Here is a 19,385-nt window from a genome sequence, read left to right as displayed (position 1 = left end):
CTTGACCGAGGGGGATCGGCTCACGGTCGACGGCCTGGTCCTGCGGGTACGGGTCAGCGCCCGCCGCAAGCGGTTCGCGCTGAGTGTGGAACCGGATGCCGGACTCGCCCTGCACACGCCCGAGGGGCGCCCGGCGGCCGACGCGGAGGATTTCGTGCGCGCGCACCGGTCGTGGCTGGTGAGGAAGGCCGGGGTGCGCGAGCGGACCCGCCCGCTGAACCCGCCGAAGCGGCTGATCGATGGTGAGGTCTTCCGCTACCTGGGGCGTACGTATCGGCTCGCGATCTCGCCGGACGCGCCCGCTGAAGGAAGGGTCCGGTTGGTTGCCGGGCGTCTGGTCGTGAGCGAGGAACAGGCCGAGGACCCGGAGCGGGGGCGGGCCGCGCTGGTCGACTGGTACTGCCGTGCCGGACGCGCCTGGACGGCTGGGCGGCTTCAGCCCTGGGCCGCCCGGATGGGGGTGCCCGAGCCTGAACTGGAGGTACGTGATCTCGGGCAGCGCTGGGGACTGTATCGGCCCGGGGAGGATGGCCGGAGACCGGGCCGGATGAGTCTGGGGTGGCCGCTCTTCCAGCTGCCGATGCACCTCGTGGACTATGTCTCCGCACACGAACTCGCTCATGTCCGGGTGCCTGGCCATCGTGCGAACTTCTGGCGGTTGCTGGGGCAGGCGTTGCCTGAGTACGAGGAACGCCGTGTCGAACTCGATGAGCTGGGTCGCCGGATGTGGATGGGGGAGATCGCATAGTCCAGGGCAGAGCGTACGACCCGTTCGTATACCTCGTACGTGGCAGTTGATGGCCGGGCCCCGGGTCTCGGATTCAGCGGACGTTGCTCCTTGTTGCGTTGAAGTGCCGCGCCGAGCACTGGTTGTCCAGGGAGGGGAGGCGCCGCGTGCGACTCGCAGGCGGCGCCTCACACCAATGGTGGGGCCACTAAACAATGGGTGGGTGCGTGGCGGGTGGAGAGCTAACGTGTCGGACGACGGTGGCGCGACCGGTCATTCGGCCTGAGCCCGCGCTTGGTCAGCGATCTCGACCAGTGAGCCCCGTTCCGGCACAAACCACCGGCGCGTGCCCTGCACGGCCTTCGGCGCCTTCTTGTTGGCGCGGCGGAAGATTTCCATTACCAAGGCGGTGGGAGAGTAGCGCAGGCTGTCCAGCTCCCATAGCAGCGGTTTGCTCTTATCCCTGGCCCAAGTGGCCCGGCCTCTGCGCGGGTCCTCGGCGACCCAGGCGGCTAGCGCGGACCGTTCCGGCCCGGTAACTGGCCGGAACTCCAACGTGGTCCCCTCCTCGATCGCCTCCGCCTCCACGATCACGCTGACTGCTCTGGCCTTCCGCGCCCGACCTTCGCTTTCGGATACCTGGTAGTTCTCCGCAAGTTCTGGAACTGGTTTGCCAGCGCGGATTGCCTCGGCCGCCGCTCTCGCTACGGTCTCGTATCGCTCGCTCGATCGGAAGAGGGAGCTGATATGGCTACTGGGCCCAACCTCGGTGTCCACGGTGTAGATGGCTCGCCGGAAGGCATCTGCGGTCACCTGCTCAACTGACCCCCGCAACCGGGCCCACTCCTCTTCGTCGACTTTGTGCCAGCCCGGCAGCGACTGGAACACCAGGTGCGCGATGAGATGAGCGCCCTGGTCAGCGAGTTGCTCGGCCCGGCCCTCGCGTTCCTCGCGTGATTCCCGCAGTTTGTCCTCGACCCCGCGATGCAGCTGGACGCAACGCCAGACAGTCTTCGCTTCGCGACCCTTGAAGATTTCGAAGTACGTATCGTTGTCCCACAGCCTCCGGCTGTCGGACGTGGCGCGGTACGAGATACGGGAATCGGGGTGCGCGCACGCGAGTGCCATGGCAGCTTCTGCCATGTCGCAGCCTTCCCGACTGTCGCGCAGCTTCTCACCGCGCTTGATCACGTATTGCTTGTCCAGCGAGATCTGGAAGCCGTAGCGGAGACGCTCCTGAATACGGTCGAGGGCTCGGAAGTCTTGCTGGATCACGCCATTTTGGGTGTTGGTCGCGATCGTGACCCTACTGTCGAACCCGGCCGGCGTCCCTTGGAGCGGGATGATGCGAATGCCGAGGGATGCCTTCTTCAATGCCTCCGGCGCACGACTGTGCGCCTCCTGGATCGAAGCCACGGTTTGCGCACCGTTGACCACGCTGGCGTCGTCGAGGCGCAGATCGCCCAGCGGCCCCATCATGGGCACCGCGTCGCAGAGCACAGTAATGCCATTGTGGAAATACCAGAAGAGTTCGGGAGTCTTCACCAGGCATTCAACGATCTCGGAGTTAACGGGCGTCAGACCCAGCGGATGGCGAATGTTTCGCTTGAAAAGCCGGTGACGATACTGCGTGTGCCAAGCGGCGATCTGGTCCGCCGTGATGGTGCCGTGGTACGCAGGAAAGGGATCCCTGTGAACCTTAAGGTCCTCGATGCGGGCCTCAAGCTCGACACGCGTGTCGGAACGCACAACGCGTACGAAGTCTCGGAGCCGCATCACTTCGATCTTCATGAAGTCGCGGTTGATCTCGTTGTACTCGCGGGTGAGGTCCGCGCATCGCAGCTGCAGGTTCGGTGAGAGGTCTTCCTCTCCGGCCAGTGCCAAAATCACGGTCAGCCGTACGCCCGGGTTCGCAAGTGCGGTGGCAAGGTCGTCTACCAGCGGCTGGAGTTTATTATTGAACCGGTGGTATTCGCCGTGCTTGACCAGGAGGTCGAGGCCCGCCTTGAGGGAGAACATGGCCTGCTGGTCGAACCCGGCCGTGCCAGCGCTGCTGTACTTCGCTTGCACGATCCACACATGGGGCGATTCGATGTCGACGGCGATGGCATCGATGCCTTCGTCGTCGAACCCGTCGATGACACAACGGGCAGCGCGCTCCGGGTCGCACCCGGTCGCGTCGACTACTGTCAGTGCGGCCAGGGCTCGGGAAAGCCACGTGGAGTCCGGATCGGCAGCGCGCTGCGCCGCCGGATCGCTCATATCGATGAGTCCCGCGAAGCGCTCGCGGAGCTGTGCCTCCACCTGCTTGATGTAGAGATCCCTCACGCGCCGCTCCCCTGTAATCGTGACTCCACGCTGCGGGATCGTATCAATGGGCGGAGTGTGTCCTACGAGTCCGGTATCTGCTTTCACGGGGAGAGAGACTCGGTCAACGTCCGGGGGCACCCCAGCCAGACGTGACGGCCCACCTCGTCCAACTCGGCTCTGTGCGCGTCGCCATTCAGGCGTAGCCCGGCGCAGCAGCCTCCAGCGCTCCGGTCCGTGACCGAGATTCCGAATGTATGCGAACTCGTGCGCGATCACGTAGTCGGCCAGATGGGGAGGCAGTCGGAATGCCGCCCAGCAGCGCCAACTGTCCCCAGGCTCCGCGTCGGTGAAAGATCGGCAGGTACCCCCATCGGCGGCCGACATCGTGTACTACTAGCCTGAACCTTGGTCCGCAGCACGTGGTCTTCGCCAATGCGGGCGGCAGCGGCAACTTGATGCTTAACCATGCCGTCCTGAGCGAATTGGGGTGCAGCGCCACGCCGTCTCTGACGAGGAGTTCGGCAAGGCAGACAGCGAGGCAATGGCCAAGACTGCCATGGACAACAGCGGCCTGCTTCGCTTCTCGGAGAACCGTGCACGCCGTGGTCGACGAGTCGTTATCCACTCACACCGTCTTCGAACGGGACCGGGAGCGCCACGTTGAGCAGTTACTGGCCGTCCTGGGAGGGCATGCGGCAGGGGTTCGTCGCGACCGGACAGTGGTGCGACGGCAAGGACATGGCGACCTACACGGAAGCGACGCTTACGGCAGCCTCGGAACCGCCGGACCTGCTGCACGCCCTGCTGGAGAACGTACGCAGGTGCACGTTGGCGTAAGGTTGCCGCTGAAGAAGCGACGGATTGTAGAGCTCCGACAAGCTGAGCAGGATCGCATCGCGGAAGGCGGCGACGCAGTCAGCTCTACGCGTCCGCGTCCGGATGGGAGCGCAAGGGGAGCGCGGACGCCTTTGGACGCTGCAACACGGCGTACGAACAGCGGCACCGTCACGAGTGCACGACCTGCGCATTCGGCATCACACGCCACCGCGAAACAGCGGCTGGCACGACCGCAACCGTGCTCGTAATGCGTAGGTCAGGGGTTCGATTCCCTTAGGCGGCTCATTTAGAGCCCAGGTCACACGAAGTGTGACCTGGGCTTTTTCGTGTTCCAGCGCCGGGCGGAGGTTCGGCTGCGTGGAACCCGGACAAGGAACCGTCCGTTCCCGGTCTGTTGATCCGAGCCGGTGGTACTGACCCGTACACGGACTGGGGTGGCGAATGAGCCAGGCAGAGCAACTGCAAGACCAGCTCGCGATCGACCTCGCCTGGATGATGGGGGATGCCATCTACGGCCTGCTGGTCGCAACGACATTGGTGCGGTGGGCCTACATGATGTACGTGCGGGTGGTGCCGTGGCGGCGACGTCGCCGTGGTGCCCCGCGCACTCGGAGGCCGGTTGCGGATGCGGCCCCGGCTGGAGGAGGCCATGGCAGAGTTCCGGCTGCCCTTCGCTCTTCGCGCAGCGCTGCAAGAGCGCCTGCTGAAGGCGCAGGTGCTCGCTACGGCAACAGCCGTCGTCATCGGCTGTCCCGCGCTCATCCTCTTCAACCTCACCGTCCTGGACGCGCATGTTGCGGACGGGGAGATCCCAGGGCTGGCCGTGCTGATCACGACCGTTGCCGCAGTTCTGCTCTTCTCCCTGACTGCCGTCGGTGGCGTTGCGCGGAGCCCGAAGAACGTCAGCCAGCTCTCGCCCATCGTGAGTAGGGGCGCCGTTAACGAACGGCGAACCAACCGACGTGTAGCTGATAGTGACGCTCGGGTCTCTGGTTGGGTGTGGCAGCTGTCGAGCGGACTGGGGGTCTGTTTCATAGGCAGTCGCTCATGAAACAGGGGCCCGTCCGCAGGTCGACCTTCAACGGCGTCCAGTGCTCGACCAGGTCGTCCAGGTCCGAAGGAGTACGCGCCACGGTCGTCGATCGTCCTCTCGGGACCTCACCCCGCGCACTTGTACGACCCCGGACTCACCTTGACGAAACGGGCCGAGTGCCCGGCTGCCATGGAGAGTTCCGATGCCTCCCTGTCGAGCCGACCAGGTTGCCATCCAGGCTCGAACTTGGGTCCGAACAAGTTCCGTGCCTGGAGCGTCTGCGCAGCGGCCCTGGCGTGCTGTGAACGGCCAACCGTCGCAACCTGAAGCCATTCACCGGCCTCAGCCACCCGCGATGAACCCGACTGGCGCGAGGGTCGTTTGTGAGTTATAGCCCGGTCATGTTCTTGACCCGCCTAGATGTTCAGGTCAGGGCCGCGTAGTCAATCGAAGGAGTGGTACCGATGCTCGAGGACTCGAAAAGAATGGAGTTCTTGGATGCTCTTGACGATCCCTCAATCAAGTGGCACGCAGTCCAGTCCATGGACTTTGGGGTTCTGGATAAAATCCTACATGAGGGTCTGCCGGCCTCGTATCAGACCGGGGACGGTGAGTGGTGGCAGGTATGCGTGTCAAGGTCCCCCAGTTCAACCGCCAAGGATGGCAAGCTTTATAACTCATTCTTGAGGTATACGATGGAGCCTTCCCGCTTTGCGGTCGCGATACGCACTGACAAGAGCCATCGTCCAGAAAGGTGGTTCTTTCAGGATGAACAGATCACCACACAGCGAACTCCTCCGGCCGACATAGTAGCGGTAGCGGTCAACGATAGAACACTCGCTTCGCCGTTGTCGGCAGTCGAAGTGGACGGCCTTCAGATAAATACCGGCAACCGCGAGTACTTTGAAGGAAATCTTGAATGGATGCACAGTGTCTGCGGTGAAGTGATTGCAAAAGAATTTCGGGAAAAGTGGGCCGGTGCCGGCGTAGGAAATGACCGAGTCCAAAGGGTAATGCTTCGCGAAATCGAATCATATATGCGCACGTCAGGTGGTGGCATTTCCACCGTGGCCGACGCCGTCAAAGACTGCATCGTTCGATCCGGAAGCTCCGCCACCCTTCTTTCCTGGGACGACCAGACCAAAAAAGCCCTAGAGTCCATCACCGAGCGGCTTTCAGCCGGTCAGGCAATCACCTCGTCCCTAAAGGAATTGGTCCAAAGTCGAAGGTCACAGCAAGCGATTGCTGCGGCAGCAAGGCTGCCCACCTCTACTAGCAACATCAGCAATCAGGCCGCCGCTTTCTCCGGTTCTTCAGCGGCGCCCGTCGCAAGGCTGGGCGATCGCCTCAAGTCTTTTGTGAGGAAACCGGCACGAAGACTGTAGTTCCGGTGTCTGTGCCGGCCGGCAGCTCGTGAGGGTGGGGCCGTTCTTCGCACGGCGCACCCACGGCACACTGTTCCTCACCGACCGCATGGCCCCGGCTGGGACACCCACAGCGTTCTTACCGGCACTCCAAGACCGGCGCCACCCGGCTCGGGTTAACGGTGCAGATGAAGTTCCTGCTCTGGCGCGGCCGGTTCCCGAAGATGCGGCTGGAGCTGCTGCGAGTTGGCCGGCTGGCAGGAGTGCAGCCGCACCCACATGGTGAAGCTCACCTCCTGGCTGATCGATGAGATCTGGCACGACGAGGCCGAGGACGTCGAGGCGGTCCTGTCGCAGATCAAGGCCCACCCCGGCAACGTCAGCCTGAACTCGCTGCTGGACGAGAACGCCGAGCTGAAGCAGGTCCGGGCGCTTGCGGTGCCGGCCGATGCCTTCGCCCGGATCGGGCCGCAGGTCATCGACGCCCTGAAGCTGATCGAGCGGCACAAGGACTTCGGGCTCGTCACCCGGCCTCGCGGCCCCCGTCCGTCACGTCCCCGTCCCCGTCCCCGTTCCCGTGGCCATCCCCGTTCTCCTCCGCGTCCCGCAGTGTCTCCGCGTCAAGGACGAAGGGGTGGGGGTCCAGGGGGTTGACCAGGGCGCGGACCCCGTCCGGGAGGAGGGTCACCAGGTCGGTGGCTGTGGTGGAGGCCCAGGGGCAGGGTCCCGCGAAGAGGGCCAGGCGGTCCCAGGAGGTGAAGACCGGGACCACCGGGCCCTCCACCGTTTCTGAGACGAGGAAGCCCGGGTTCTCGGGGCGCTGGAAGTAGAGGCGGGCGTCGCGCAGGGCCGCCAGGTGGGCGGGGGTGGGGCCTGATGGCTGGGCCTCGGCGTCTATCAGATCGCGCAACGACATTGCTTCTCCTCCCCCGTGGTTCCTCGCGGCATGATCGCACAACCGTCCGACGCCCGCGCTGTGAGTTTCCCCGCAGAGGGCCGTGCGGCAGGGGAGGGGGGCCGCTGGGCTCGTTTCTGGCAGGCTCGAAATGGCCGCTGGAGGAAGTCGGTCAGCGGCTTTTCGGCCCCACCGTTCTCGTGCGGCGCGATCAGTTCGCGAGGAGCGGGACGGTGGCGGTATTCGTCTTGCCGGAGCTTCGCGGATGTCAGGGGCGGCGGTTCGGCGAGGTCAGAACGGTGCTTCCATTCCCTGCGCAGGGCTTCTTCTCGGAAGTGCGTCCCCTTTGTGCGGCCGTTACGGAATGGCCTGCCCGGGGCCTCTATGGACACAGTTCCGCCAGAGAGGTGTCCGGGGCGGAGGCGGCCCTTTGCAAGGTGGTGCGCCATGTCGTGATGAGGCGGTCCAGGCGGGGCTTGTCCGGGGTGCCCGTGGATTCGGCGTGGAGGCGGTAGTGGCCCGCCGAGGTACCGAGGGTGAAGTGGATGGCCTCCGTGACGGGGTACGACCACGACAGCAGGAGCCAACCGGCGGGGACGAGCGGGGGGCCGACGTAGCTGAAGGCGAAAGCCGGTTCCGGGGCCGGCGCGGTGCCGCCCGGGTGGCCGGTTCCGGTGCCGGTGCCGGTGCCGGTGACTGGGGACGTGAGGGCCTCGCGCCATGTCGTCGCGGGGGAGAAGGCGCGGGCGAAGGGGTCGGCGAGAACGCGGGGTCTTGGCCGTGTCCGGGCGGGGTCGGCGGCGGCGTCCCGGCCGTCGGACAGGACCGCCAGCGGCGCCGCGGGCTCCCACGCGCCGAACATGGCCCGCAGCGCGAGGTGGGCGACCTCGGCCGGGGTGCGGTCGGTGTCGCGCGGCCACAGGCGCGTCGGCACGGGGTACGAGGAGGAGGCGTGTCTGCGCCGCAGCGGCGAGGGGCCGGTGGCGGCGGGGGAGAGGGCCGCGCCGTGTGCCCGGTGCGCCCTCGCGGGGTGGAGCTGGGGGGAGGGCTCGGGCGGCACGCCGTCGCGGAGCCGCCGCGCGACCTCCGCCAGCAGGTGGCTGACCGTCAGCGGGTCGGCGACGGAGATGTCGCAGCGGATGTCGAGTTCGGGCCCGTCCCAGGGGATCTTCAGCACGGCCCGCAGCCCGCCCACCGTCAGGGCCCATGAGCCGGAACGTGTCCGGTACCAGTCGTCCTCCGGTGCTTGTGCGGGTGGCGGGGGCGCGGGTGTGTGTCCGGGGCCGCTGCCCGCCGGGGTCGTGGCGGGCGCCGTGGTCAGTACGGGCATGGCCCGCAGCGTGGCGCGCAGAGCGTGCCGCAGTTCGCCCGGCTGTACGGCGGGGATGTGCACCCGTACGGCCAGTGTGCGGGGCACGCAGGGGTGTTCCGCGGCCGTCGCACGGGGCATCGGGCCGGGGCCGGGGGAGGTGCGGGGCAGTTCCCGGGCCGACAGGCCCACGGGTAAGTCGGTGGGGTTCATGCGTCGCTTCTCCTCAGCTTCCGCTTGCTCAAGTCCGTCCAGCCTCCGTGACAGCGGACAGAGGGCGCTGAAGGTGCCCGAGGCGCGATCCATTGCCGGGCACCTGGAATTCACGTGCACGGGAAAATCTTCGGTGGAGCACGGTACCGGTCTCGTTCCCTGATCTCGTTCGGTCCTGTTCTCGATCTCGGCCTGATCCGGATGGAAAAGGCCGGAATCCGTCCTCGAATCGCCAGCGACGGTCGGTTATCGGGAATTCCGCGATGCGGGAACGCGGAGGTTACGTGCTGGTCCTGGGCCTGCGGAAGGTCCGGACGCGTACCGTTCCGGGGGCGGGAGACTGCGGTGGCATATGCATTCCAGCGTCACGGTCGGTTTTTTCGGCGACCGCGCGGTACTTAGCAGCCTCGGTGGGAGCGGTGAAGACGCATTCCGGACTCTTTGTCCAACGCAAAACCTCCTTTCGTCCAGGAGTACGGTGACTTCTCGGCAAGCGTAACTATCCTTGCCGCTCCTGACCAGAACTCCCTCCAATGCGCTGGATTCCGCTCGGAAAGTGATTGAAATAGGCACAGAAGAGTACGGTGATTGTTTCGTCGATGTGTCGGCGTAAAGAACGGAACGCCGTGGTGGCGGACGCCGGGCGCACCGCGGAGGCGGCGGACCGCCCGTTCCGGCGACGGCTCCGGCCCGCCGGTCGGGTACGAGGGGTACGGGCACGAGGGTCAGGCGTACGGGGAACGTTGGTAGCGTGGGGTAATCCACGCCCGCGCCGCAGCCCGTGCGCGGCCCTGATGAGGAGCCCCTCCTGTGACCCAGCTCGCGCTAGGACCCTCCTGGCTGGACCCGGACTACCTGATCCAGACATTCGGCCTGATCGGGATCCTGGTCATTGTCTTCGCGGAGTCCGGTCTCCTGATCGGTTTCTTCCTTCCCGGTGACTCGCTGCTCTTCACCACGGGACTTCTCGTCGCGACCGACCAGTATCTGCACTACCCGCTGTGGCTGGTGTGCACTCTGGTCGTGATCGCCGCGGTCCTCGGTGACCAGGTGGGCTATCTGTTCGGGCGGAAGGTCGGGCCCGCGCTCTTCAAGCGGCCGGATTCGCGGCTGTTCAAGCAGGAGAACGTCGAGAAGGCGCACGACTTCTTCGAGAAGCACGGTGCGAAGTCGCTGGTGCTGGCGCGCTTCGTGCCGATCGTGCGGACGTTCACGCCGATCATCGCGGGCGTGAGCCGGATGCAGTACCGCGTGTTCGTCACGTACAACATCATCGGTGGCGTGCTGTGGGGGGCGGGCGTCACGCTGCTGGGGGCCGGGCTCGGGCAGATCGCGTTCGTACGCGACAACATCGAGGCGATGCTCGTCGGGATCGTGCTGCTGTCCGTGGTGCCGATCGTGATCGAGTACCTGCGGGCGCGGCGCGGCTCGAAGAAGGCCGCCGCGGCAGCCGCCGCGGGCGCGGGGCCCGTGCCGGGTGCGCCGGGTGTTCCGGGTGCGCCGGGTGTTCCTGGCGCGGGCGATGCTCCGGGTGCACCTGGTGTTCCGGGTGCGCCGGGTGCGGTGCCTCCGCCCGTTGACCCCTCGCGGGGACGCGGCGGCCGTCACGCCCGCCGCTGACCCTCCGCCACAGTTCTCGGGCCCGCCCCCTCACGGGGAGCGGGCCCTTCTCTTTGCCCCGCCCTAAGGGGTGGACTTGGCCAGGGCCTCGTCTTCCGGCGAGAGTGCCCTCGGGGGTTCCTGGTCGCCGCGGCCACCGGGGAGGATCCGGGCCAGCCAGTGGGAGCGCCCCGCGATGAGCGGAGCGATCACGGCGAGGATCAGGACGTAGCCCGCGATGAACGGCGAGAGCCGGTCGTCGAGCCCGGCCGCCGCCGCCATCGTCGCGAGGATCAGCGCGAATTCGCCCCGCGCCAGCAGGGTGGTCGAGATGTTGGCCGTCGGCTGAGCGCCGAACCCGTACAGCCGTGCCGCCGCCAGCCCCGCCAGGACGTTCATCATCAGCGTGACCACCACGGCGATCAGGACGGGCCACAGCACCGTCGGCAGATCGCCGGGGTCGATCGAGAGGCCGAAGCCGAAGAAGAAGATCGCGCCGAACGCGTCGCGCAGGGGGTGGACCAGTTCGCGGATGCGCTCCCCGGACGCGGTGTTGCCCAGCATGAGGCCGACCATGAACGCGCCGATCGCGTCGGCGACCCCGAACTCCTCTGCGATGCCCGCGACCAGGACCGCCGCGCCGAGGAAGGAGATGACCAGCAGCTCGTTGTCCTTGGTGGCGAAGAGCCTGCCGATGACCTTCGTCCCGTACCGCGCCGCGATGGCCAGCACCAGCAGGAAGCCGAACGCCTTGCCTATCTGGAGCGCGGCCGCCGCGAGGTCCTCCGCGCCGGACAGGACGGGCTGGAGCGCGGCGAGATAGAGCGCCAGGAAGATGTCCTCGACCACGATGATGCCGAGGATCGGCTTCGTCTCTGGATTGCCGATGCGTCCGAGGTCGACGAGGACCTTCGTGACGATCGCCGAGGACGATATGCCCAGCACGCCCGCGAGGACCAGCGCCTCCGACGTCCCCCAGCCGAGCAGGAAGCCGAAGGCCAGGCCCGCTCCGACGTTGAGCGCCAGATAAGCGCCGCCCGCCAGGGCCATCTTGCGCCCGCCGGTCTTCAGATCGTCCATGTGGAATTCGAGGCCGAGATAGAAGAGCAGCAGCACGAGGCCCAGCGCGGAGAGCATCTCCAGGTCGTGCGGGTCCTTGAGCAGGACGAAGCCGGGCGTGTTCGGGCCGAGGAGTATCCCGGCGAGGATGAACAGCGGGATCGTCGGCAGACCTATTCGGTTGCCGAGGCGGGCGAGGACGGCGGCGGCGACGAAGGCGCCGCCCATGGCGAGCAGGGTGTCAGCGTGTCCCATCGGTCACTCACCGCCGAGGGGTGAGGACGGGCGGGGGCCGGGCCGGGCGGGCGTCAGCGAGCGGATGGTTCCTCCTTGGCTTGGCGTCCGGACAACTCCGGTCTGGCGCGACTTCGGGCACTATGTCTCGGTCAAGTGTGCGTCAAGACGGCGTCAATACTTAGTTTAACAAAGGACCCTTCGCTGCAACCCTGCCCTGTGGAAAACATGCGAAGGCCCAGGTCACGGCAGGTGACCTGGGCCTCGTGCGCCTCATGACGCGACGGGGAGACGCGGCAAGGAACGGCAAAGTGCGGGCCCCCGCCCCCGCCCCCGCCCTCGCCGCCCGTGCCGCTCCCGCCCCCTCCGCCCCGTGCTCAGTCCTTCCGCGCCCCCTCCCCGTTCCCCCGCCCCGCCAGCGCCAGCGCCCCCCGCTTCAGCCACGGCCAGGCGAGCAGCACGACGATCACGGCGTACACCGTCACCGCGAACGGGGTGTTCACCAGCCCCGTCACGCTGCCGTCGCTGATCTGGAGCGCGCGCCGAAGCTGCTGTTCCGCCGACGGGCCGAGGATGACGCCGATCACGGCGGGCAGCACGGGCAGCCCGAAGCGCCGCATCATCAGCCCGATGAGGCCGATGACGAGGAGGATCACCAGGTCGATGGCCTCGCCGCCGACCGCGTAGGCGCCGACGCCCGCGAAGAAGAGGATGCCCGCGTAGAGGTACGGGCGCGGGATGCGCAGCAGCTTGGCCCAGACAGGGGCCAGCGGCAGGTTGAGGACGAGCAGCAGCACCATGCCGACGAACAGCGAGGCGATCAGGCCCCACACCAGCTCCGGCTCCCGCTCGAAGAGCAGCGGGCCCGGCTGGATGCCGTACTGCTGGAACGCGGCCAGCATGACCGCCGCGACGGCCGTCGTCGGCAGCCCGAGCGTGAGCATCGAGACCAGCGTCCCGGCCGCCGAGGCGGAGGCCGCCGACTCCGGTCCCGCGACGCCCTCGATGGCGCCCTTGCCGAACTGGTCCTTGTGCTTGGAGAGGCGCTTCTCCGTCACATACGACAGGAACGTCGGGATCTCCGCGCCGCCCGCCGGGATCGCGCCGAACGGGAAGCCGATCAGCGGCCCGCGCAGCCACGGCCGCCAGGTGCGCCGCAGGTCGGAGCGGCCCAGCCAGGGCTGGCCCACGGGGATCGACTCGCCCTGCCCGCGCCGCAGATGGGCCGCGACCCACAGCGCCTCGCCGATGGCGAAGAGGCCGACGGCGACGATGACCACGTCGATGCCGTCCGAGAGCTGGAGGCTGCCGAAGGTCAGCCGCTGCTGGCCCGTCATCTGATCGAGCCCGACCAGGCCCAGGGTGAGGCCGATGAGCAGGGAGGCGAAGCCGCGTACCCGCGAGGAGCCGAGCACCGAGGTGACGGCGATGAAGGCCAGCACCATGATCGCGAAGTAGTCGGGCGCGCCGATGTCCACGGCGAGCGAGGCGACCGTCGGCGCCAGCGCCACCAGCAGCACCGTGCCGATGATGCCGCCCGCGAAGTGGCCGATGGCGGCGGCGGCCAGCGCCTGGGAGCCGCGCCCGGCCTTGGCCATCGGGTTGCCCTCGATGGCGGCGACGACGGCGGCGCTCTCACCCGGGGTGTTGAGCAGGATCGAGGTGGTCGAGCCGCCGAACATGCCGCCGTAGTAGATGCCGGCGAACATGATGAAAGCGCCCGTCGGGTCCAGCCCGTACGTCACGGGCAGCAGCAGCGCGACGGCCATGGCCGGGCCGATGCCCGGCAGGACGCCGATGGCGGTGCCCAGCAGCACGCCGACGGCCGCCCACAGCAGGTTGAGCGGGGTCAGCGCGGTGCCGAAACCGTCGAGGAGTGAGTTCAGCGAATCCACTCAGATCACCCCCATCAGCGGGCCGCCCGGCAGCGGGACGCCCAGCGCGGTGTTGAAGAGCGCGTACGTGGCGAAGGCCAGCACGGCGGCGATCAGCGGGTCGCGGACCGGGTTGCGGGAGCCCAGCGCGTAGGCCGAGCCCCAGAAGAGCAGCGCCCCGGAGAGGGGGAAGCCGAGCGGGTCGATGAGCGCGGCGAAGGCGAGGAAGACGCCCGCGAGGAGGGCGACGGTGCGCCAGTCGCCCGGCTCGTCCAGGTCCACGTCCTCGCCGCCCTCGGCCTCGCCGCGACCGCCGCGCAGCACGTCGACGGCGAGCACGGCGGCGACGAGCAGCAGCGCGCAGCCCACGACGAGGGGCACGGTCCTGGGGCCGACGGGTCCGCGCTGCGAGGAGACGGTGTCCATGGTGACCGCGTCCGTGAGGACGAGGACGCCGACGGCCAGCAGCAAGACGCTGACGCCGAGTTCGGAGCGCCCGCGCAGCTTGGCGCGCAGTCCGCCCGGCGCACTTCCGGGTCCGGGTTCGGGCCGCTCTTGGGTGCCGCTCACTGGCCCAGTCCCTTCAGTACCGTGTCGACGCGCTTGTCCTGGCCCTTCAGGAAGCGGCCGTACTTCTCGCCCGTCAGATACGCGTCGTCCCAGCCGTTCTTGGCCAGCGACTCCTTCCACTCGGGGGACTTGTGGAGCGCGTCGAAGAAGTGGATGAGCTTGTCGCGCTCGGCGTCGGAGAGCCCCGGCGGGGCCATCACGCCGCGCCAGTTGGTGAACTCCACGTCCACGCCCGCCTCTTTGAGCGTCGGCGCGTCGAAACCCTTGATGCGCTCGGGGCCCGTCACGGCGAGCATCCGCAGCTCGCCGGATTCGATCTGGTCGCGGTACTCGCCGATCCCGGAGACGCCGAAGGCGACCTTGCCGCCCAGGACCGAGGCCAGCAGCTCGCCGCCGCCGTCGAAGGGCACGTAGTTGACGGACTTGGTGTCGATGCCCGCCTTGCCCGCCATGAGCATCGGCGCGAGGTGGTCGGGCCCGCCGGCGGAGGAGCCGCCGCCCACGGCCAGCTTGCGCGGGTTCTTCTTCCAGTCCGCGAGGAGCTGCTCGAACGTCTTGTACTTGGAGTCCTTGGCGACGACCACGATGTCCGGCTCCTCGACGAGCCGCGCGATGGGTGTCGCGTCGGCCAGCCCGGAGGGGGAGTGGTTGGTGTGCACGGCGCCGACGACGCCCAGGCCCATGGACATGGCCAGCTTGCCGTTGCCGCGCTCGTTGACCAGCCGGGAGAGCCCGACGGTGCCGCCCGCGCCGGGCAGGTTGAACACCTCGACGTTGTGGCTCAGCCCGGCGTCCTCCGCGTTCTTGGCCGCGGTACGGGCGGTGATGTCGTAACCGCCGCCGGGGGTGTTGGGCACCATGAACTGGAGCCCGGGGATGTTCGTCCCGGTCTCGGCGCCGCTGCCCGTGGTGATCAGCGGGGGGCCGATCAGCAGGAGCAGCGCCGCCCCGAGCGGGGAAAGATAGGTGCGCAGGCGCACGCGGGGGCACCGCCTTCCGGTAATGCGAGGAGCGTGTGGGACGGGCCACATGCTGCACACCCCTTACGGCGGTGTCGCCCCCTGTGCAGCTAAGGAATCTTGTGTTCGTTGTGGTCCTTTTGTTCACGGCATCCCGGCGCGGGCCTCCGCGCGGGCCCCGTAGGGTTCCGCCATGCTCCATCTGCGGATGATCACCCCACGGGACCGTACGGAAACGGTCGTGGAACTGCTGCGTACGACCGTCGGCACGGCGCACCTCGCGGTGCTGGCCGGTGCCGCGCGCGATCCCGAGGGCGACGTCGTCATGTGCGACGTCGCACGGGAGGCGGCGGACGACCTGATCGGCGAGCTGCGCGGTCTCGGGCTGCCCGCCGACGGCTGCATCACCGTCGAGAACATCGACCTGTCCCTCTCCGAACGCGCCGACCAGGCCGAGATCGACGCGCCCGGCGAGGGCGTGGACGCGGTGCTGTGGGACTCGCTGACCGACGCGACGCACGAGGAGTCGCGGCTCTCGGTCACCTACCTGGCCTTCCTCACTCTCGCGACGATGCTCGCGGCCTGCGGTGTGATGCTCGACAGCGAGATCCTGATCGTCGGCGCGATGGTCGTCGGGCCCGAGTTCGGGCCGCTCGCCGGGGTGTGCACGGGGCTGGTGCGACGGGCCTGGTGGCTGGCGTGGCGCTCGCTGGGGGCGCTGCTCGTGGGCTTTCCGCTGGCGATGGTGGCGACGGGCGTGTTCGGCATGGTGATGGATGTGACCGGGGTCTTCTCGGAGGAGCAGTACCACGCGCCGCACCCCGCGACGGAGTTCATCTGGCAGCCCGACCTCTCGTCGTTCGTCGTCGCCCTGCTGGCCGGGGTCGCCGGGATCCTCTCACTCACCTCGTCCAAGTCCGGGGCGCTGGTGGGCGTCGCGATCTCGGTGACCACGGTGCCGGCCGCCGCGAACGCGGCCCTCGCGCTGAGTTACGGGGACCTCGGCGAGACGTGGGGCTCCGCCGTACAGCTCGGCGTCAACATCGCGGGGATTCTGCTGGCCGGAACGGTCACTTTGCTGGCGCAGAAGGCGTTCTGGGCGCGCCAGCGCGCTAAGCGGCCGGCGGTGTCCGGCTGAGGTCACCCCCCCTTGGCGTGGGCCGTCGGCCCCTGGGCCCTGGCCCCTGCGACGCGAAAGCGCCCCGTCACGAAGTGCTCGTGACAGGGCGCTTTTTCGTCCCGGGCCGCGCGGGCTTCCCGGGTCCCGCGGGCTAGTCGTCCAGGCGGGTGGCTGTGACCTTCGGGGCGCTGCCGTGGTCGCCGTCGGCCGGACCTTCGGACTCGGACCCGTCCTCGTCGGACCCGGTGGTGGGGCCGATCCGGATCTCGAAGTCGCCGCCGTACTGCTCGTGACCTGCGACGACGGCCGTCTCGATGGCCTCCTCGCCGCGCTCGCCGATCACGATGAGACGGTCCTGGCGCAGGTCACGCATGAGCGCGACACAGAGCCCGATCATCACGACCGTGAACGGCACGGCGACAAGGATCGTGAGGTTCTTCAACCCCGTGAGTGCCGTATCCCCGCCGCCTCCGATCAGCAGCATGATCGCGGCGACCGCACCGGTCAGCACACCCCAGATGATCACGACGGGCCTGGTCGGCTCCAGCGTGCCCTTCTGGGAGAGGGTGCCCATGACGATCGACGCGGCGTCCGCGCCGGAGACGAAGAAGATGCCGACCAGGATCATCACGACGAGGGTCGTGACGCTCACGATCGGGTACTCCCGCAGCACCGCGAAGAGCTGGCCCTCGGCCGTCGCCTCGTCGGTGAGCTTCGCGCCGTGCTCCTCCAGGTGGATGGCCGTGCCGCCGAAGATCGCGAACCAGACGAGGCTCACGACGCTCGGCACCAGGATGACGCCGCCGACGAACTGGCGGATCGTACGGCCGCGGCTGATGCGTGCGATGAACATGCCGACGAAGGGCGTCCAGGAGATCCACCACGCCCAGTAGAAGACGGTCCAGCCCGAGAGCCAGTCCGCGACGTTCTTGCCGCCGGTCGCCTCCGTGCGGGCCGCGAGCTGCGGCAGGTCGCCGATGAACGAGCCGACCGAGGTGGGCAGCAGGTTCAGCATCAGGATCGTCGGACCCGCGATGAAGATGAACAGCACCAGCAGACCGGCGAGCACCATGTTGATGTTGGACAGCCACTGGATGCCCTTGGCGATGCCGGAGACCGCGGAGGCGACGAACGCCGCCGTCAGCACCACGATGATCAGGACCAGCAGGCCCTCGCTGACGCCGTCGGCCCAGCCGACCTCCTTCACACCGCTGCTGATCTGGAGGGCGCCGAGGCCCAGCGAGGCGGCGGAGCCGAAGAGGGTGGCGAAGATGGCGAGGATGTCGATGACCTTGCCGACGCCGCCGTTGGCGTGCCGCTCGCCGATCAGCGGGGTGAAGACCGCGCTGATCGTCTGCCGCCGTCCGCGCCGGAAGCAGCTATAGGCGATGGCCAGGCCCACCACCGCGTAGATCGACCACGGGTGCAGCGTCCAGTGGAAGAGCGTCGTGGCCATGGAGTGCTCCATGGCCTCGGAGTTGCCGGACGGGTTGGTACCGGGCGGCGGGTCCGCGAAGTGGGTGAGCGGCTCGTTCACCCCGTAGAACATCAGGCCGATGCCCATGCCCGCGCTGAACATCATCGCGACCCATGAGACGGTCTTGAACTCGGGTTCCTCTCCCTCCTTGCCGAGGGTGATCTTTCCGTAACGGCTGAACGCCAGCCAGAGAGCGAAGACGACGAACCCGGAGGCGGCGAGCACGAAGGCCCAACCGCCGTTGTGCATGGTCCAGGTGAGCATCTTCGTCGAGATGTCTTCCAGGGAGCCGCTCGCGACGCCTCCCCAGATGACGAACGCGAGGGTCAGCAGCGCCGTGACGCCGAAGACCACGCGGTCGGTCTGCGGGACCAGGGAGGTCCGCAGGCTCGGTGAGGCGCCCGGCGGCGACTCCTTCTCTGGTGCGTTCCGTTCCACCCGTTCCTCCGGCACGCTGGGACCTTTCATCTTTTGGACAGGGCAAGCACGGGAAGCGGCTACCCGACTTCACGCGCGGCATGTGCTGATGAAGAGTCAACAATACGCAAAGGGACAGCCGTTCGAGGTTTAAGCGCCGAAACCGTGCCGTGGCCCGCCAGCGGGTCCGGTTTCCGCAGCTCAAGAGGGTAATAACCGGCGAGCGGGCGGCTCGGCAACCCCCGTCCTGTACGGGTTCGGATGGGCCGTTCGAATGACCCGGCACCGTCTTCGGGACCTGAAGGGATACGGGTCGAGGGGCGAGGGGAGGCCGCGCGGGCGCGGGGCGCTCAGGTGCCGCGGGTGCCGCGGACCTCCAGCGAGGACAGCAACTCCTCGGTGGCCGCGGCGATCCGGTCGACGGCCAGCTCGAACGCCTCCGCGTTGTGCGCGGCGGGCTGACGGAAGCCGGACACCTTGCGCACGTACTGGAGCGCGGCGGCGCGGACGTCCTCGTCGGTGACGGCCTCCGCGTACGGGGGGCGCAGGGTCTTGATGCTTCGGCACATGCCGTCGACCGTACGCCGACGGCTCGGTGCAGGGGGCGGTTCGGCGGGGAGTAGGGCCGTTCGGCCCCCTCCGGGAGCAGGTCCGCGCGGTCATGATGGAGAAGTGGGGGAGGGGGAGGACCGGGCTGGACGAGCCAACCCCCGGTGCGGCTCGTCCAGCCCGCAGGGCACCCCGGTGGCCATCCCGGTGAGCACCCCGGTCACCTCTCCATCGCACCCGCTCTGACCTGCGGTTATGCTCTCGCTCGCCACTCGAATGGCGGCGAGGTACCGTGAACGGGAGGAGGCGGTTATGCGCACTATGTCTGGAGTGCTCGGCACTCTTCCACCGGATCAGCGGGAGCAGCTCCGTGCGCTCGGCCGGGACGTGGCCTTCGCCGCCGGAGACCGGATGTTCGAGGAGGGCGGCCGGGCCGACCGCTTCTGGATCATCCACACCGGTTCCGTCACGCTCGACATGCATGTCCCTGGGCGGCGTGCGGTGGTCATCGACAGCCTGGGGCACGGCGAACTCGTCGGCTGGTCCTGGATGTTCCCGCCCTTCACCTGGCAGATGGGCGGCGAGGCCGCGAGCCCCGTGCGCGCGCTCCAGTTCGAGGCGGACACGGTGCGCGCCCTCTGCGAGCGGGACAGGGAGCTGGGGCACGCGCTCACCCACTCCGTCGCCGGGGTCATCGGGCAGCGCCTCCAGCGCTCCCGCACCCGGCTGATCGACCTCTTCGGCCCGTACGCGCTCCCGTCGGAGTGAGCCGCGCTCCCGTCGGAGCGGGCCGCGCGCGCACCTTCCGCGCGCGGCCCGCGAGCCGCGCCGCCCGCTCC

General features: G+C 68.1%; 16 protein-coding genes and 1 pseudogene. 7 read left to right on the top strand and 10 right to left on the bottom strand.

The genetic code is table 11. From position 1 onward, the window contains the following. Position 1: 1 nt before the first annotated feature. Positions 2-748, top strand: coding sequence for a M48 family metallopeptidase (locus ACYVOO_RS02620; RefSeq protein ID WP_461014023.1), 747 nt, complete (start codon positions 2-4; stop codon positions 746-748). 252 nt (positions 749-1,000) lie between these two features. On the opposite strand, the gene ACYVOO_RS02615 is transcribed toward ACYVOO_RS02620, so the two are convergent. Then, positions 1,001-3,055, bottom strand: a complete 2,055-nt coding sequence (locus ACYVOO_RS02615; protein ID WP_461014072.1) for an AIPR family protein — start codon at positions 3,053-3,055, stop codon at positions 1,001-1,003. 168 nt (positions 3,056-3,223) lie between these two features. After that, positions 3,224-3,421, bottom strand: a pseudogene (locus ACYVOO_RS02610) (M48 metallopeptidase family protein); the annotation flags it as partial. A gap of 276 nt (positions 3,422-3,697) precedes the next feature. Here ACYVOO_RS02610 and ACYVOO_RS02605 point away from each other — a divergent pair. The 3 genes from ACYVOO_RS02605 to ACYVOO_RS02595 all read left to right on the top strand — a co-directional run bounded on the left by ACYVOO_RS02605 (position 3,698) and on the right by ACYVOO_RS02595 (position 6,292). Further along, entirely contained in the window at positions 3,698-3,874 is a 177-nt protein-coding gene (locus ACYVOO_RS02605) for a hypothetical protein (RefSeq protein WP_461014022.1), read from the top strand. A 649-nt stretch (positions 3,875-4,523) separates the two neighbouring features. Next, positions 4,524-4,925, top strand: coding sequence for a hypothetical protein (locus tag ACYVOO_RS02600; RefSeq protein WP_461014021.1), 402 nt, complete (start codon positions 4,524-4,526; stop codon positions 4,923-4,925). 446 nt (positions 4,926-5,371) lie between these two features. Continuing rightward, complete coding sequence (locus ACYVOO_RS02595; RefSeq protein ID WP_461014020.1) at positions 5,372-6,292, top strand: hypothetical protein; 921 nt, start codon at positions 5,372-5,374, stop codon at positions 6,290-6,292. Positions 6,293-6,794: 502 nt separating this feature from the next. Here ACYVOO_RS02595 and ACYVOO_RS02590 read toward each other — a convergent pair. Beyond that, complete coding sequence (locus tag ACYVOO_RS02590; protein ID WP_461014019.1) at positions 6,795-7,187, bottom strand: SseB family protein; 393 nt, start codon at positions 7,185-7,187, stop codon at positions 6,795-6,797. Positions 7,188-7,548: 361 nt separating this feature from the next. Next, positions 7,549-8,688 (bottom strand): hypothetical protein, encoded by a 1,140-nt coding sequence (locus ACYVOO_RS02585; RefSeq protein WP_461014018.1) that lies wholly within the window; start codon positions 8,686-8,688, stop codon positions 7,549-7,551. Between the two features lie 810 nt (positions 8,689-9,498). Between ACYVOO_RS02585 and ACYVOO_RS02580 the strand changes: the two genes are divergently transcribed. Continuing rightward, on the top strand, positions 9,499-10,308 hold the full coding sequence (locus ACYVOO_RS02580) for a DedA family protein (protein WP_461014017.1): 810 nt from the start codon (positions 9,499-9,501) through the stop codon (positions 10,306-10,308). Between the two features lie 63 nt (positions 10,309-10,371). Here the strand turns inward: ACYVOO_RS02580 and ACYVOO_RS02575 are convergent, their stop codons facing one another. The 4 genes from ACYVOO_RS02575 to ACYVOO_RS02560 all read right to left on the bottom strand — a co-directional run bounded on the left by ACYVOO_RS02575 (position 10,372) and on the right by ACYVOO_RS02560 (position 15,004). Beyond that, positions 10,372-11,574 carry a cation:proton antiporter gene (locus ACYVOO_RS02575; RefSeq protein WP_461014071.1) on the bottom strand — a complete coding sequence of 401 codons (1,203 nt, stop codon included), beginning with the start codon at positions 11,572-11,574 and terminating at the stop codon, positions 10,372-10,374. A 383-nt stretch (positions 11,575-11,957) separates the two neighbouring features. Next, entirely contained in the window at positions 11,958-13,475 is a 1,518-nt protein-coding gene (locus ACYVOO_RS02570) for a tripartite tricarboxylate transporter permease (RefSeq protein WP_461014016.1), read from the bottom strand. Then, the gene (locus ACYVOO_RS02565; RefSeq protein ID WP_461014015.1) at positions 13,476-14,024 is read right to left on the bottom strand and encodes a tripartite tricarboxylate transporter TctB family protein; all 549 of its coding nucleotides are present in this window, start codon (positions 14,022-14,024) and stop codon (positions 13,476-13,478) included. Then, on the bottom strand, positions 14,021-15,004 hold the full coding sequence (locus ACYVOO_RS02560) for a Bug family tripartite tricarboxylate transporter substrate binding protein (protein ID WP_461014014.1): 984 nt from the start codon (positions 15,002-15,004) through the stop codon (positions 14,021-14,023). The genes ACYVOO_RS02565 and ACYVOO_RS02560 overlap by 4 nt, the downstream gene beginning before the upstream one ends. Before the next feature lie 172 nt (positions 15,005-15,176). Between ACYVOO_RS02560 and ACYVOO_RS02555 the strand changes: the two genes are divergently transcribed. Continuing rightward, positions 15,177-16,121, top strand: coding sequence for a DUF389 domain-containing protein (locus ACYVOO_RS02555; protein ID WP_461014013.1), 945 nt, complete (start codon positions 15,177-15,179; stop codon positions 16,119-16,121). 133 nt (positions 16,122-16,254) lie between these two features. Here the strand turns inward: ACYVOO_RS02555 and ACYVOO_RS02550 are convergent, their stop codons facing one another. Beyond that, on the bottom strand, positions 16,255-18,048 hold the full coding sequence (locus ACYVOO_RS02550) for a BCCT family transporter (RefSeq protein WP_461014012.1): 1,794 nt from the start codon (positions 18,046-18,048) through the stop codon (positions 16,255-16,257). Positions 18,049-18,347: 299 nt separating this feature from the next. Further along, complete coding sequence (locus ACYVOO_RS02545) at positions 18,348-18,566, bottom strand: DUF2277 domain-containing protein (RefSeq protein ID WP_461014011.1); 219 nt, start codon at positions 18,564-18,566, stop codon at positions 18,348-18,350. A gap of 292 nt (positions 18,567-18,858) precedes the next feature. Here ACYVOO_RS02545 and ACYVOO_RS02540 point away from each other — a divergent pair, with 292 nt between their 5' ends. Continuing rightward, on the top strand, positions 18,859-19,314 hold the full coding sequence (locus ACYVOO_RS02540) for a Crp/Fnr family transcriptional regulator (RefSeq protein WP_453349591.1): 456 nt from the start codon (positions 18,859-18,861) through the stop codon (positions 19,312-19,314). The last annotated feature ends 71 nt before the right edge of the window (positions 19,315-19,385 follow it).

The organism is Streptomyces daliensis (assembly GCF_054782395.1).
This window is presented reverse-complemented; position numbering and strand designations above follow the sequence as displayed.

Coding starts and splice junctions, on each gene's coding strand:
- ACYVOO_RS02555 (WP_461014013.1), top strand. CDS start 15,177: ATGCTCCATCTGCGGATGATCACCCCACGGGACCGTACGGAAACGGTC.
- ACYVOO_RS02540 (WP_453349591.1), top strand. CDS start 18,859: ATGCGCACTATGTCTGGAGTGCTCGGCACTCTTCCACCGGATCAGCGG.
- ACYVOO_RS02550 (WP_461014012.1), bottom strand. CDS start 18,048: ATGAAAGGTCCCAGCGTGCCGGAGGAACGGGTGGAACGGAACGCACCA.
- ACYVOO_RS02575 (WP_461014071.1), bottom strand. CDS start 11,574: ATGGGCGGCGCCTTCGTCGCCGCCGCCGTCCTCGCCCGCCTCGGCAAC.
- ACYVOO_RS02585 (WP_461014018.1), bottom strand. CDS start 8,688: ATGAACCCCACCGACTTACCCGTGGGCCTGTCGGCCCGGGAACTGCCC.
- ACYVOO_RS02545 (WP_461014011.1), bottom strand. CDS start 18,566: ATGTGCCGAAGCATCAAGACCCTGCGCCCCCCGTACGCGGAGGCCGTC.
- ACYVOO_RS02590 (WP_461014019.1), bottom strand. CDS start 7,187: ATGTCGTTGCGCGATCTGATAGACGCCGAGGCCCAGCCATCAGGCCCC.
- ACYVOO_RS02600 (WP_461014021.1), top strand. CDS start 4,524: ATGGCAGAGTTCCGGCTGCCCTTCGCTCTTCGCGCAGCGCTGCAAGAG.
- ACYVOO_RS02595 (WP_461014020.1), top strand. CDS start 5,372: ATGCTCGAGGACTCGAAAAGAATGGAGTTCTTGGATGCTCTTGACGAT.